A 13,513-nucleotide genomic window follows, 5' to 3' on the forward strand; every position below is an offset into this window, starting at 1 on the left:
TATCGTTTAATTGCCCCTCTAGAGACGGGGAATAAGCACATCTCTAGAGAATTTCTGTAATCCCTAATTAACTTCTCGAACCGCGATAAATGCGATCAGCTTGGGAGGGTTCTAAATAATTATACCCCGGTTTTTGGGTTGAGGAGCCATTCTTTTTGGCCACAGTATTAACCGCAGGAGTCGCTTTTTTTAAGTCCGCATGAGTCCTGATATAATCCTCAGAAATCTTGAAGGGATGACTATTGGGAAGATGACGACTGGGGGGTAAATTTTCTTCCGGTTCGGGATGGGTAATTTTACTATGGGGAGCGACAAAATCATGTAGGATGGGATCGTAGGCTAAAATTTCGCCGGTTTCAATCCGAAAAATCCAACCGTGTAGGGACAATTTACCCTGATGTAATCGGGAACGAATAATTGGATAGCTTTGCAAATTACTTAACTGATTGAGAACATTTTCTGCTACTGTCACCTCGATCAGTTCTTCCCCTTCTAGTTCCTTGTAATTATCCTTAACTAAACGTCGAGTAGCTTCTGCTTGTTTTAACCAATCGTAAACTAAAGGCATTTCATCGGCCAGACTCTGCAATTTTAACAAACCTTTCATCGCTCCACAATGGGAGTGACCGCAGATAATCACTTGCTCGATGCCGAGAGCGTTGATAGCATATTCTATAGATGCACCTTCACCACCATTGGTTGCTCCGTAGGGAGGAATTATATTTCCCGCATTACGAATTACGAATAATTCCCCCACCTCCGCTTGGGTAATTAGGTTAGGATCGATACGGGAATCGGAACAGGTGATAAACAGGATTCTCGGTTTTTGTCCGTGGGAGAGTTGCTCAAATAATTGCCGATGTTCATCAAAATAACCACTCTGGAACTTTTCTAGTCCCTGTAGGAGTTTCTTCATAATAATTCTTCTAGTTTAGTTTGATCGCTATTTAGTCGATCCTTTCACCATTATCGGGCATGAGATAACAGCAATGCAACCGGCCAGATTAGCGATCGCTGTCGGCTGCGAGATCGGTTATATCTTGTTAAGATAGGATACGGACTGTATCTAAGCAAATTTTATTTTATGGAAACTGCAACAATTTTGGGTATTTCGATCGCTGCCGCTTTGGTGGGGATTACCGCTTTAGCTCTTTATACTGCTTTTGGACCGCCGGCAGCAGAATTAAGCGATCCTTTTGAAGATCACGAAGATTAATTCTTTAATAACCATGTGGCTATCTGCCAAGGAGAAATTTGCTCAATAGGATCGATCGCTCTTTCTAAACCGTCGATCGATTCTTTTATTGTTAATTGTAATTGATTTTGCCAATCAATAACAGCGTTTTCTCCCTGACATTCATAAACGCGCATTACCCAACCCCGAAAGGATGTTTCACTTTGTTTGAAACTCATTAAAATTAAGTTATCGGCCGAGAATTTTAACCATTGTGCCACGGGTGGCAACTGGTTTGATTGAGAAGAATTAGTAATAAAAACAACGGTGACAGGTGAGTTTAACTGCCAAGCGTGATGGACAGTTTTCGCCGTTTTCCAGTTACCTTGATGGGGATATATTGCATAGGTAAATTCTTGTTTCCCCAGATCCGCCTCGGCATCGGGCCATCGGGGACTTCTCAACAGAGTTAATCGCAGTTGCCGGTTAGTAGCATCATAGCCATATTTATTATTATTTAAAAGACTAACCCCGTAGTTTGCCTCTGTATCGGTTAAATCCGCCCATTTATGACCGTAAACTTCCCATTTTGGTGATTCTGGTTCGTGGGAACGCTCGATCGCACCACAGGCAATTTCATAGGTGGTAAAATTGCTGTTTAGGGTGAGAGGAAAAGCGGTTTTTACTAAAGTATGTTCCTGCTGCCAATTAACAATAGTTTTAATCTGGAGAATAGGAGAATCTTTTTCTAAGATATAATCTTGACAAAATTGCGAATCAGCTAAACTTCTGATCACGCGAATCTGCCAGCGCAAGGGGCCATATTCTAAGCATTCGATCGATTTTAATACTGTTTTTGGTAAAGGATATTGTTGATAATTCGGATCGATATTCCAAGCGTCCCAATATTGTCCTTGATCTTTAAATGCCTGTAATTGGTTCCCCGCAGCTTGCAGGATTTCTCTTTGATTAATTATATCAAATATACTATCTATATCCCCCGTTTCCGAGTTAATAGTAACTTTAAGTAAGCCATTATCTAAAATAAATTGGCAGTTAGTTAAATTTTTCTCCGTTGTTTGCTGATTGGGAACTAACCAAAATAACTTATAACCCACAGCAGGAATATTTTCAGCGAGAAATAATAGGTGATTGTCGTGGGATAATTGCGAAGGACAGAGACAATTATTTAAGTCATAAACCGAGCAATTTACAGATTCTACAGCTAAAGAGATAACTTGGGATATTTCCCAGTTAAGAGAATTAAAAACTAGAAAAGGTTTTGCTTGGGGATGGGGGGGATTAGGTAAATTAATTTGATTAGCAATTGCCTGTAAAGCTTGCTCTAAAATTGCTTCAATTGTGCTGATAACTTGCCGCCATAACTGATTAGCATCCCTAAATACTTCGGGTATCGAAGTACCCGGGAGTATATCATGAAACTGATTTAATAAAACCTTTTTCCAAGCGGATTCTATCTCGACTTTCGGATAGGGAATCTCTAGTAAGATATTAGCCAGAGAAGACCATAATTCTCCTTGATACAAGAGGATTTCACAGTAACGATTATAGGCTTTTTGGTCAGCGTGGGTAGTATAACAACCGCGATGGAATTCTAGATATAATTCATCATCCCAGATAGGAAGATTACTTGTCTCTAGACTGTCCAGATAAGTTGTTACTTGGCTAAATTTTAACTGGGGGAAAAAAGGAGATTTTTGCCAACGTTGGGCTACTTCTAACATATCACGAGTCGGACCGCCGCCATGGTCACCAACTCCCGGCAGCCAAAAAATATCTTTTAAGCCGGTTTGCTGTTCCCAATTGAGAGCATGATCGGTCATAATAATTGGATTAGTATCCATAACTCCGGCAACATTGGGAGGAGACATGAGGGAAAGAATTTTACTACCATCGGGAGATTGCCACCAGAAAAAACCGTGGGGAAATTTAGTCGTATCATTCCAATGCAGTTTCCCGGTTACAAAATATTTTATGCCAAAGGATTTAAGAATTTGCGGCAATTGGTAGGGAAACCCAAAGGTATCTGGCAGCCAAGCAGTTTCAGTGATTTGTCCAAATTTTGCTTGAAAATATTGTTGTCCATAAAGCAGTTGTCGAAATAGGGATTCCCCAGAGATTAAATTGACTTCTGGTTCTACCCACATCCCGCCCAAAAGTTCCCAGTAATGCCCTTTATATGCCTCTAGAATTGCTTGAAATAGGTCAGGATGATGTTTTTCTATCCAGTCGTAAATTAGGGGGCTAGAATGACCAAATATGAGGGCAGGAAAATCTTTTTGCAGGTTTAAAACCGAGATAAAAGTGTTTTGTGCCACTTGCCAAGTTTCTGCCAACGGCCACAACCAAGCCATATCTAAATGTGCGTGGCCGAGAAGATGAAAACTGCGTTCTTTGAGAGGTTGAGCGAGGGGTTGCAGGGATTGACGAATTGATTCTAGGGATTGATTAAATTTATCTTTGTTGGTGACATTATCCCAGTCGATATTATCGAGAGTAGCGGTAAAAGCCGCTACGTTTTCAGGATAAAAAGTTTGTAGATAATTATGAATAATGGTTAATTCATCAGCAACAAAACTAGGATCGATCGCTTGGCTATATTCATAGATTAACTGGGATTTCATCAAACCACCAATATCATGATTGGGACTGACTAAACGGAGAGTAACAAGAATTTCTTGACCGGTAGAGACCGAGTTGGAAAGTAAAATGCGGGTGGAAGAATCAAAGAGGTCTCCTGCTTGGATAAATTGATTATTAACATAAATTTTGACATCTTCCGCCCACCAAGTTAAGATTAATCTCAGTTCCATTCCCGCTAAAGGATAACCGGCTAAATGTTCGGGGACAATAATTTTTTGAGTTAGATATTGGATTTGTCTGCCGGCCGGCCAAATAATGTATTGTTTTTCATTGAGGGTGACGGGTTGAATTGGTTTTCCCGCTGCTGTAGCGATCAACCAATTTTTCTGAACATCTCTGCGGGTGAGGTGAGACAGTTTAGCGATGTTGTCGAGGGGAGACATGAGCCAACAAATAAGTTAATTTTGACTATTTTAGGCGATCGAGGACTAATTGCCCTAGAAGAGAACTTTTGTTAACGCAATAGTGCTGAAGACTTACTTAATCTCATCCTTCAACGGCTGATTGAGAATGAGCAGGGAAAGCAAAAACCTAGTATTAGGCAGAAAACCTCTTTGGGGAGAGGGTTTTAGAGAAAGCCCGTGATGAGGATTGAACTCATGACCTCACCCTTACCAAGGGTGTGCTCTACCACTGAGCTACACGGGCATTGATCGTGGTGGGCCGGGCCGGATTCGAACCAGCGTAGGCGTAGCCAACGGATTTACAGTCCGCCCCCATTAACCACTCGGGCACCGACCCATTAATTCCACGATTAACAATCATAGCACCCTTAGCTAAAACACACAAGTGTTTAGGGAAAAAAATTTTTGAGCCATAAAATAAGTCCCATTAAAGCCATGGCTTTAACGGGAGTTTTCTGACGATCTGGAGAGAGATTACTTCAAAGCAGCTTCTTCTTGGTGGGTGAGGATCACACAGTCAGAGGTGGGATAGGCGACGCAGGTGAGGACATAACCCGCTTCAATTTGATCGTCATCTAAGAAGGATTGATCGGATTGATCGACAGTACCGGATTCAAGTTTACCTGCACAGGTGGAGCAAGCTCCTGCGCGGCAGGAATAAGGTAAGTCCACTCCTTGCTCTTCAGCTATATCGAGAATGTAATCATCATCTTTAACATCAATTTCATGCTTGCCATCGGGTGTTATCAGGGTGACTTTATAGGTTGCCATCGGTTGTTCCTCTTAATTAAATGCTAGTGAAAGCGGCAGTCTCTACAATTGCCTCTCGCCCGTCCTCAGAGTGAACGATTGGAGCGAGTTTCATTTTTGATACTACGGGAAAATCTGCCTGACTCAGCCTTGCATTAGTAATGACAGTCTTAAATAAACTTAAAATAAAATTTACTTATAGATCTAACCCAGAATTCTGGACGCTCCTTGCTCGATCTCTAGATAATTTCATCCCTCTACAATCTAGCTAAACTAACCCCTACTAAGCATTTGGAGCCATAATGTTAATTGTTCTTTTCGTCTTAAGCCGATTTTTGTCAAATATTAATTTAACTTATAGTTAAGATAGATGTCGATGAATTGTCTTTAACCCAGCCAAGAAATTGCTTTTCGGCACTACTGCCGCTAACACATCTAGGGAAACTAGGAAAAAATATATTGACAATCAAACCAATAAATGATAGAGGGAGATAAATCCCCTGTGGCCAGGGGTAGCATCCGTTGTAACGGATGGCTAACCCTCCCTGACGATTTTATGGTTTTCGGATTGTCAGTTTTCCAGGATATGGTTCACCGATTAGCAATCACTAATTACTTATTAGGTTGGGGAGTCATGCGTAGATAGGGTTTAATTTCTTCAACCCCTTTGGGAAATTTGCTGCGAGCTTCTTCAGTGGGAATAGAGGGAACCACCACACAATCGCCACCGTCGGTCCAGTTAGCCGGGGTAGCCACTTGATAGTTATCGGTGAGCTGCAGGGAGTCAATCACGCGCAGGATCTCGTTAAAATTGCGTCCCGTGCTGGCAGGATAGGTAATGGTTAAACGTAATTTTTTGTTGGGATCGATGATAAACACCGAACGTACCGTCAGATTATTGAGGGAATTGGGGTGAATCATGCCGTAGAGATCCGACACTTTGCGATCGCCATCGGCGATAATCGGATAGTTAACGGTAGTGTTTTGAGTTTCGTTGATGTCATTAATCCAACCCAGATGGGATTCGGCACTATCCACACTCAAAGCGATCACTTTCACATTGCGTCGCTCAAATTCTGACTTAAGACTAGCCACCGTACCTAATTCCGTGGTACAAACGGGGGTATAATCAGCCGGGTGGGAGAACAGCACCACCCAGCTATCTCCTACCCACTGGTGAAAAGAAATCGGACCTTCACTAGAATCTTGTGTAAAATCTGGAACGATATCACCCAATTGGAGAGCCATAATTGTGTCTTCCTTATTATGTATTTCAAGACAAGCAACAGTCTATGATGCCATAGGAGTGCTGTTCGTCAGCGATAATTTTAGGGATTTATAATAATTGGGTTAGGGGATAGGGGAATGAGGAAATGGGGGAAGTGGGGAAATAGGGAAATAGGGAAATTCAACTGTAGCAGCAGCCAGATGGCGGCAGGAAAATCCTTGCCAGAAAAGGGTTTTAGCGATTTAGATTGTCCTAACCAACTTGTTCTTTGTCATCAAACCCCAAAACCGCAAAACCCTAAAACCCCTAAAACCCTAAAACCCCATCCCCCAACCCTCAAAACCCTTCCCCTAGGGCGGCAAACTAGGTTAAGATCCGGTCTAATGGCATGATATAACTTTTTTAACTAGCTATCAGCGTTCAGCTAATAGGTCAGCTGCGGTGGTAAGTCCCAATTCCCCACCCTATGCCTAGTCGGAAAGCTGAAGGCTGACGGCTTCATTTCTTGTCCTGATCGTTAATTTGCCTTGGTTTTAGGAGACCACAACTGCAATGAAGAATCTTTTTCGTCTGCTGGCGGTAATTGCCTTGATTATCGGGAGTTTTTGGGGCAAAGTTCCCGCTCAAGCTCTCAATCTCACCTCGATCGCCCTTCCCTCTCTTCCTGTGGCGGTCTTAAATGCGGCCGATGCCAAACTAACTACAGAATTTGGGGCGAAAATCGACCTCAATAACAGTGATATTCGCGATTTCCGGGACTTGAGAGGGTTCTATCCCAATTTAGCCGGTAAAATCATCAAAAACGCCCCCTACGAAGAAGTGGAAGATGTCCTCAATATCCCCGGACTCTCGGCCACTCAAAAAGAGCGTTTACAGGCTAATCTGGAGAAATTTACCGTTACTGAGCCTTCTAAAGAATTTATCGAGGGTGATGACCGTTTTAACCCCGGAGTTTACTAAATCCAGTTAATTACGGTTTTAAAAAAATTTCTAGGTGGGCGATCGCTCACCTTTTTCAGTGATCAGCTTCTGAAGGCAAGAGGCAAAAGAAAGAATCTGGCATACTGCCCCAAGGTAAAAACTGGCGATTTTTGCCAGAACTATAGAGAAATGAAATGCTAGAATAAATAGAATTTATCAATTCATCCCTCAATGGTCGTTTCCTGGCAACTGCCGAGTTATCAAGATGTTTTAGTGGTCGGCTCGGGAGCGGCGGGATTGTATGCCGCGCTGTGTTTACCCCCTAACTTAAAGGTGGGTTTAATTACCAAAGAAGATTTAAAAACCGGGGCTAGTGATTGGGCGCAGGGAGGAATTGCGGCGGCCACGTCCCCGGCAGATTCCCCCGTTTTCCATTTAGAAGATACCCTGAAGGCCGGAGCGGGCTTATGTGATCGCTATGCCGTCCAGTTTTTAGTTGAGAAGGCCCCTCAAGCGATCGCTGATTTGCTGCGGTTAGGAGTTAGTTTTGATCGCTCTGGAGACGACTTAGCCCGCACTCTTGAGGCTGCCCATTCCCAGGCCAGGGTGCTACACGCAGCCGATCGCACTGGGAGAGCGATCATCAGTACCCTGATGGAAAAAGTGACCGAGCGCTCCAATATTACCATTATTCCCCAAGCGATTGCGCTGAAACTCTGGCTTGACCCGGAAGGGCAACGCTGTCAAGGTATTTGTTTACTCCATCAAGATCATCTCTGTTGGCTGCGAGCGCAAGCAGTCATTCTGGCTACGGGAGGCGGCGGTCAAGTATACGCCCAAACTACCAATCCCGCCGTTAGCACCGGGGATGGAGTCGCCCTGGCTTGGCGTGCTGGGGCAGTGATTCGCGACCCAGAATTTTTTCAGTTTCACCCCACCGCCTTGACTGTGCCGGGGGCGCCGCGGTTTTTAATTAGTGAAGCGGTGCGCGGCGAAGGAGCGCATTTAATTGATGCCCAGGGGCGGCGTTTTGCCTTCGATTATCATCCGGCCGGAGAATTGGCCCCCCGGGATGTGGTGAGTCGGGCGATTTTTAGCCATTTGCAGAAAACCTCCGACGATCCCGCCCATGCCAAAGTATATCTAGATTTAAGACCGATCGAACCGGAGCGTCTGCGTTATCGTTTCCCCAATATTATCCGCATCTGTCAAAAATGGGGCATTAATGTGCTTGAGGATGTGATTCCCGTCGCCCCCGCCGCTCACTATTGGATGGGAGGAGTGGCCACAGATTTAAACGCCCGTACTTCTCTACCCGGTTTGTATGCGATCGGCGAAGCCGCTAGTACAGGTGTTCATGGAGCCAATCGTTTAGCCAGTAATTCTCTCTTGGAATGTATTGTCTTTGCGGCAAGTTTAGTTGAAATAGGTCTAGAGCCAGAAAACTTTCTGGGGGAAAGACCAGAAAAACCCCTAGAAATCGCAGAAAATTGGCAGGAAGAACAGGAATACTGGCAAAAAGTACGGAGAGAATTACCGATTTTAATGTGGGAAAATGCGGGAATTTGCCGATTTCAAAATGAGTTAGAAACTGCTATCCTACAGGTGCAGCAGTGGAAACAACAGTTACATTCCTTAAAGATGGGCCAATTTCTCCAGAATCTTCTCCCCGACAAAGGACAATTATTTTTGTGTCCCTCGGTGCAGTTAGAAATAAGAATAGCGATCGAGACATTAAATCTTCTAGATATCGCCGACTTAATTCTGGAAAGTGCCTTATTACGAGCAGAAAGCCGAGGCGGTCACTATCGGGGCGATTATCCAGAAACTGTAGCTAATTGGCAATTCCACACGACTATTCAAGGTCGAACGTGGCGCAAAACGCCTGTGCAAGCTTAATTAAGCCAGTTTTTCACAGATAATCCCTAAGCTCTAAACAGTGGACTCTATCCCCGATCCCAGTAGCGGCACTATTTGCCCGACGCTGACTGGTGGCTTTTCCCCATCATCGTGGTCTATGACCCATCTCTGGGGTTCAGTGCTTGTCATTTATGGCTTTTAGGCTATCATACTTTTACCCACCCCTAAACAGTTACATAAATTCTATGATCAAACCTAATTTTTTATTGTTGTTAGCTATCGGTGTGAGCATTTGGGGTCATGATTTTCAGGCTTTATCCAAGGCTAACGCTCAAACTCCACCTAGGTTAGAGCAACCCCAGACTGTCGCCACTTACGATCAGTTGATGAAAGCTGGTTACGAAGCCACAGCCCAAAGAAATTACCAACTCGCCCTAGAAAAATTTCAACAAGCTCTGGCACAACGTCCGAACAATACATTTGCTCAAAATGCGATCGCTAATATGCAGAAGTATTTAGGTCAAAACGCCGCGGCCGCCAACGCAGCCGCCAAAAATGAGAATTTGCCAATACCATTAATTGCTGGCTCAGCCCTGTTATCCATCGCTTTATTGGCAGCTTTACTATCGCTTTTCCTTCAATACCGTCCCAAGGGCAAAGCCTCAAAACGCCGCAAAAAGACAACTTATGTCAATCCTAAAAACCCACTCAACAACTTTTCTAGGGGCAATGGCAATTCCTTCGATGCGGACACCAAGACGGGCAGTGACATTAATGGCGGTGGTGAAGAGGATTTCGAGCCTTCTTTGCCCGTACAAGCTACCTCCCGTATCCCGAACGCCGACTTAATCCTGAGTTTAATTGAAAGTCTTCGCGATAACGATCCCCGTACCCGTAGACGGGCGGTTTGGAAGCTGGCACAGATGTCCGATTCTAGGGCAATGCAGCCTTTAGTCGATAGCATGGTGGATGGGGATTCCTACGAACGCAGTTTAACCCTAGAAGCCCTCGCTCAAATCTGCACCCGCTCCCTGCGACCGATGAACCAAGCTTTGGCTATCTCTCTCCAGGATAAAAATCCCCAGGTGCGGAAAAATGCTATTCGGGATTTAACCAGACTCTACGATATCATGTCTCAGATCAGTCAATTAATTTGTCATGCCCTCGATGATTCCGATGAGGAAGTGCAAGAAACGGCACGCTGGGCAATTAGACAGTTAAATCTGCAATTAGCTCCCCGTTTAGATATTGCTCCCCTAGAAACCACTGGTGAACCGGAAGATGATGACGTACAGGATACTTCCTTCACTGAAACCACACCCACTGAGGTGCAAAATTGAGTCGAAAACTGTTATTTATCTCCACCCCCGTGGGATTTCTGGGTTCGGGGGGCGGCGGTGGCGTAGAATTAACTCTTTATAATCTCGCTCGTACTCTGACCAGGCAAGGCTATCTGGTGCGGGTAGTGGCTCCAGAAGCCTCGCAGTTGCATGATATTCCCTTAATCACTATAGCAGGAAATGCCCAGATTTCCGCCCAAAGTCAGGGCCAGCAAGCCCCGATTTTAATGCCCGAAAATGCCGTTTTGGCCAATATGTGGCACTACGCCCAATCAGTACAAAGTCAGTATGATTTGATTGTTAATTTTGCCTACGATTGGCTCCCTTTTTATCTCACTCCTTTTTTTGCCACTCCCGTCGCCCATTTAGTCAGCATGGCTTCCGTTTCTTTGGCGATGGATCATATTATTGAAAAAACCTATAGCAGTTTTCCCCATTTACTCGCTTTTCACACCCTCGCCCAAGCGGAAACTTTCTCCCTCTCTCCCCCCTATCGCTGTTTGGCTAATGGTTTAGACCTATCTTTGTATCAGTTTCGGGCCGATTCCTCCCCCTGTCTAGCCTGGGTGGGACGGATTGCCCCGGAAAAGGCTTTGGAAGATGCGATCGCTGCTTGTCAACAGTTAGGTGTGCCTTTACGCGTTTTCGGTCATATTTCCGATCCTCTCTACTGGCAAAATTTACAGGATACCTACAGTTTCGATTTAGTCGATTATCGCGGGTTTTTGCCCACCGAGAGCCTACAAAAAGAGCTAGGCGACTGTTTTGGCCTGTTGATGACCCCGCGCTGGGTTGAGGCTTTTGGTAACGTGGCTATTGAAGCTTTGGCCTGTGGTGTTCCCGTAATTGCCTATCGTCGCGGTGGTCCAGTAGAAATTATTGAAGATGGAAAAACTGGTTTTTTAGTTGAACCCGATAGTATCGAGGGATTAGTTACAGGAATTAAAAATTTAGACCGGATTGATCGATATTCTTGTCGTGCAGTAGTCGAGCAAAAATATTCCCTAGAAGCTTTGGCAAATCGAGCTATTAATTGGTTTGAAGAAATTTTTGCTCGCAGTCAAAAATAAATAGGCTCTCTTGGTTTAGTCCTGTTAAATCTTTATCCCAGAAGGGTTCGGGATCAACCACAGAGGCACAAAGAACACAAAGTGAAAAAAGCTAGGGTAATCGATCTTGCCGGTCAAGAAGAAGGATTAATAGCCATTTATAGAGAGAATTAGTCATGCAAGCTTCTCAGGTTAAAATTGAATATGGAGACTTTCAAACTCCCCCGGAGTTAACCGAAAAGATTTGTCAAAAATTATGGCAAATTCATGTTAAACCCGATGTTATTATTGAGCCAACTTGTGGTATAGGTAACTTTTTAAAAGCAGCAGCACTTACCTTTAAACAAACTGAAAAAATCCTCGGCTTTGAAATTAATCCTAATTATATCACTCAGATTAATCAAGATCGGCAAATATCCCAAGATCAAAGAATACAAGTTGAACAGAAGAATTTTTTTGATTGTGACTGGTATTCTCTGACTCAACCATGGACAGAAAATATTTTATTTTTGGGGAATCTGCCTTGGATAACCAACTCAAAACAAGGGCTTATTAACGGAAAAAATTTACCTCACAAAAGCAACTTTCAAGGCTATCATGGTTTAGATGCCATGACGGGAAAAAGTAATTTTGATATTTCAGAGTGGATGTTAATTAAGCTGATCGAATGTCTTGATCGACGTTCAGCTTATCTGGCAATTATTTGTAAAACGGCCGTATCTAGAAAAATTTTAAACTATATCTATACTCACAAAATTCATCTCGTTTACTCGGCAATTTATCCGATCAATACTCAAAAATATTTTCAAGCAAATGTAGATGCTTGTCTTCTATTTTGTCAATTTGATTCTCATTCAGAAAATTACTTTTGTGATGTTTTCAATAGTTTTGAAGAAGGGAAATTTCAGCGCATTGGTTATCAAAATAATATCCTAGTCAGAGATTTAAATGCTTTTACTAGATTAGAATATTTATATCATCGGCATCCTCAGGAAAAATGGCGTTCAGGAATTAAACATGATTGCTCAAAAGTCATGGAGTTGCAGTTAGTTAATGGAATTTTTCTCAATGGTTTAAAGGAAGTCGTTGATATTGAACCCACCTATCTTTATCCTCTCCTGAAAGGTTCAGATGTGGCACAAAATCGCCTAGAGGTTATCAATAAATACATTTTGGTAACTCAGAAGTTTATCGGTGAATCTACAGAAAATATACGCGATATAGCACCAAAAACTTGGCAATATTTAGTTGATCATAAAAATTATTTTCTAGACAGAAAGAGCAAAATTTATCAAAATCAGCCAGACTTTTGCATATTTGGCGTGGGTTCTTACAGCTTCTCACCTTTTAAAATTGCCATTTCTGGACTTTATAAAAAACTGAATTTTAACCTGATATTACCCTATCAAAATCAACCCGTTATTTTCGATGATACTGTTTACTTCCTAAGCTTCGATGATTTAGATACCGCTCAAAAAACCTTACAGCTTCTCAATTCTTCCCTAGGCAGAGAATTTTATTCATCCTTAATATTTTGGGATGAAAAACGACCGATAAAAACCCGTATTTTAAATAGTTTAAATTTATCAGTTTTAGCCGAGAAGTTGTTATCCTATAAGCTTTAATTTTAGCTGCGTTAATGACCCACCCGACAAGATCGGTGATCTGCTATGCAGTGCCTTCGGCATCGCACTGTAACGATTTAGTCTGATTGACGATTCGATCGTAAAATAGCAACAGATCAAGAGAGTACAGGTCAAATATGCCGAAATTTGTTATCTGGGGTAGTTATTGTGAAAACGTGGTGGAAAAACGCGCTCCCTATCGTCAAGCGCATCTAGAGGGATTAAATCAACAGAAAGAACGGGGAATTCTCATTACTATCGGACCAACGGCAGATTTAAGCCAAGTTTTCGCAATTTATCAGGCAGCCAGTGAGTCAGAAGTGCGAGAATTAATCGAAGCGGATCCCTACTGGCAAAATGGCATCTGGACAGAGTACCAAGTCAAGGAATGGATTCAAGTCATCTAAGGGGGCTATCAGCTATATTTTTCTATAAGGGTGTTGTCATAAAATTTTCCAACTACGCAACTAATCAAACTCATCTCCGGTCAAGTCTGAG

Annotated in this window: 11 protein-coding genes and 2 tRNA genes; 7 read left to right on the forward strand and 6 right to left on the reverse strand. The window is 43.0% G+C overall.

The genetic code is table 11. The features are described from left to right. Positions 1-67: 67 nt before the first annotated feature. On the reverse strand, positions 68-916 hold the full coding sequence (locus tag IM473_RS07650; RefSeq protein WP_287658279.1) for a carbonic anhydrase: 849 nt from the start codon (positions 914-916) through the stop codon (positions 68-70). Positions 917-1,084: 168 nt separating this feature from the next. On the opposite strand from IM473_RS07650, the gene psbN reads away from it, so the two are divergent. Continuing rightward, entirely contained in the window at positions 1,085-1,216 is a 132-nt protein-coding gene (gene psbN, locus IM473_RS07655; protein ID WP_002761150.1) for a photosystem II reaction center protein PsbN, read from the forward strand. Here psbN and IM473_RS07660 read toward each other — a convergent pair. The 5 genes from IM473_RS07660 to IM473_RS07680 all read right to left on the reverse strand — a co-directional run bounded on the left by IM473_RS07660 (position 1,213) and on the right by IM473_RS07680 (position 6,240). Next, positions 1,213-4,221 carry an alpha-mannosidase gene (locus IM473_RS07660; protein ID WP_287658280.1) on the reverse strand — a complete coding sequence of 1,003 codons (3,009 nt, stop codon included), beginning with the start codon at positions 4,219-4,221 and terminating at the stop codon, positions 1,213-1,215. The genes psbN and IM473_RS07660 overlap by 4 nt on opposite strands. Positions 4,222-4,414: 193 nt before the next feature. Then, positions 4,415-4,486, reverse strand: a tRNA-Thr gene (locus tag IM473_RS07665). 8 nt (positions 4,487-4,494) lie between these two features. Then, positions 4,495-4,579 (reverse strand) — tRNA-Tyr (locus IM473_RS07670). Positions 4,580-4,716: 137 nt separating this feature from the next. Further along, a complete protein-coding gene (locus IM473_RS07675; RefSeq protein ID WP_287658281.1) occupies positions 4,717-5,013 on the reverse strand; it encodes a ferredoxin in 297 nt (98 codons plus the stop codon). A gap of 591 nt (positions 5,014-5,604) precedes the next feature. Further along, positions 5,605-6,240: a peroxiredoxin gene (locus tag IM473_RS07680; protein ID WP_287658282.1), complete on the reverse strand. Its 636-nt coding sequence runs from the start codon at positions 6,238-6,240 to the stop codon at positions 5,605-5,607. Positions 6,241-6,772: 532 nt separating this feature from the next. On the opposite strand from IM473_RS07680, the gene psbU reads away from it, so the two are divergent. The 6 genes from psbU to IM473_RS07710 all read left to right on the forward strand — a co-directional run bounded on the left by psbU (position 6,773) and on the right by IM473_RS07710 (position 13,422). Continuing rightward, positions 6,773-7,180, forward strand: a complete 408-nt coding sequence (psbU, locus tag IM473_RS07685; RefSeq protein ID WP_079208983.1) for a photosystem II complex extrinsic protein PsbU — start codon at positions 6,773-6,775, stop codon at positions 7,178-7,180. A gap of 192 nt (positions 7,181-7,372) precedes the next feature. Next, the gene (nadB, locus tag IM473_RS07690) at positions 7,373-9,040 is read left to right on the forward strand and encodes an L-aspartate oxidase (protein WP_287658283.1); all 1,668 of its coding nucleotides are present in this window, start codon (positions 7,373-7,375) and stop codon (positions 9,038-9,040) included. A gap of 206 nt (positions 9,041-9,246) precedes the next feature. Beyond that, positions 9,247-10,341: a HEAT repeat domain-containing protein gene (locus IM473_RS07695; protein ID WP_287658284.1), complete on the forward strand. Its 1,095-nt coding sequence runs from the start codon at positions 9,247-9,249 to the stop codon at positions 10,339-10,341. Further along, a complete protein-coding gene (locus IM473_RS07700; RefSeq protein ID WP_287658285.1) occupies positions 10,338-11,411 on the forward strand; it encodes a glycosyltransferase family 4 protein in 1,074 nt (357 codons plus the stop codon). The genes IM473_RS07695 and IM473_RS07700 overlap by 4 nt, the downstream gene beginning before the upstream one ends. A gap of 155 nt (positions 11,412-11,566) precedes the next feature. Continuing rightward, positions 11,567-13,015 (forward strand): SAM-dependent methyltransferase, encoded by a 1,449-nt coding sequence (locus IM473_RS07705; RefSeq protein ID WP_287658286.1) that lies wholly within the window; start codon positions 11,567-11,569, stop codon positions 13,013-13,015. 137 nt (positions 13,016-13,152) lie between these two features. Continuing rightward, positions 13,153-13,422 carry a YciI family protein gene (locus IM473_RS07710; RefSeq protein WP_287658287.1) on the forward strand — a complete coding sequence of 90 codons (270 nt, stop codon included), beginning with the start codon at positions 13,153-13,155 and terminating at the stop codon, positions 13,420-13,422. The last annotated feature ends 91 nt before the right edge of the window (positions 13,423-13,513 follow it).

The organism is Microcystis sp. M015S2 (genome assembly GCF_020245945.1).
Taxonomy (GTDB): domain Bacteria; phylum Cyanobacteriota; class Cyanobacteriia; order Cyanobacteriales; family Microcystaceae; genus Microcystis.

Coding starts and splice junctions, on each gene's coding strand:
- IM473_RS07650 (WP_287658279.1), bottom strand. CDS start 916: ATGAAGAAACTCCTACAGGGACTAGAAAAGTTCCAGAGTGGTTATTTT.
- psbN (WP_002761150.1), top strand. CDS start 1,085: ATGGAAACTGCAACAATTTTGGGTATTTCGATCGCTGCCGCTTTGGTG.
- IM473_RS07660 (WP_287658280.1), bottom strand. CDS start 4,221: ATGTCTCCCCTCGACAACATCGCTAAACTGTCTCACCTCACCCGCAGA.
- IM473_RS07675 (WP_287658281.1), bottom strand. CDS start 5,013: ATGGCAACCTATAAAGTCACCCTGATAACACCCGATGGCAAGCATGAA.
- IM473_RS07680 (WP_287658282.1), bottom strand. CDS start 6,240: ATGGCTCTCCAATTGGGTGATATCGTTCCAGATTTTACACAAGATTCT.
- psbU (WP_079208983.1), top strand. CDS start 6,773: ATGAAGAATCTTTTTCGTCTGCTGGCGGTAATTGCCTTGATTATCGGG.
- nadB (WP_287658283.1), top strand. CDS start 7,373: ATGGTCGTTTCCTGGCAACTGCCGAGTTATCAAGATGTTTTAGTGGTC.
- IM473_RS07695 (WP_287658284.1), top strand. CDS start 9,247: ATGATCAAACCTAATTTTTTATTGTTGTTAGCTATCGGTGTGAGCATT.
- IM473_RS07705 (WP_287658286.1), top strand. CDS start 11,567: ATGCAAGCTTCTCAGGTTAAAATTGAATATGGAGACTTTCAAACTCCC.
- IM473_RS07710 (WP_287658287.1), top strand. CDS start 13,153: ATGCCGAAATTTGTTATCTGGGGTAGTTATTGTGAAAACGTGGTGGAA.